Annotated in this window: 1 pseudogene; it reads right to left on the reverse strand. The window is 50.0% G+C overall.

Annotated features, from left to right (window positions below):
- Window positions 1-588, reverse strand: a pseudogene (locus tag AAEZ05_RS27760) (hypothetical protein); the annotation flags it as partial.

Raw genomic sequence — 588 nt, forward strand, 5'->3', positions numbered from 1 at the left:
CTGGTGGAGCTTCACAATCATCAGTGGTCGAGGCAGTCCCATCACCGCCCTCTCCTTCGCCATCACCATTGCCATTGCCGCTTGAACCATTGCCGGAATTACCAGAACCAGCGTTTGGATTAGTTTCGACACCTCCGCCATTTGGAGTACAAGAACCGGTGCAACTACTGCCAGAACTTGTGCCGCCGCTGGGTTTCGTCGTGTTATGGCTGACGGTAGTTGAAGTTTGAGTAGTACAGGATTTGACGTCAGTACAAACGGTGTTGGAAGAATCCTTAACAGTAGTAACTTTAACGCTACCGTCAGAAAGCGTCTCGGACGTGGCAGTTATAGTGGTTTTAACACCGTTGGAATAAGGCGGTTTGGTGACGCATTTATAAGCACCATTGACCGTGCCGCACTGCTGAGTACCCTCCTTAGTAGTTTCCTTTGTCTGAGTACAGCTAGTGCCACCAGCACCGTTACCAGTGGGTGTGCAAGCTTCTTCGTTTGATTCGGTTTTGGGTTCCTTTACGGGGCAGCCACCTTCTGGACAAAGGGCATCAGCAGCATTAGTTGTACCTGAGGGATTAGCTTTGCCAGTAAAAA

The sequence above is a fragment of the Pseudomonas sp. HY13-MNA-CIBAN-0226 genome (assembly GCF_040310305.1).
In the GTDB taxonomy this organism is placed as follows: domain Bacteria; phylum Pseudomonadota; class Gammaproteobacteria; order Pseudomonadales; family Pseudomonadaceae; genus Aquipseudomonas; species Aquipseudomonas gregormendelii.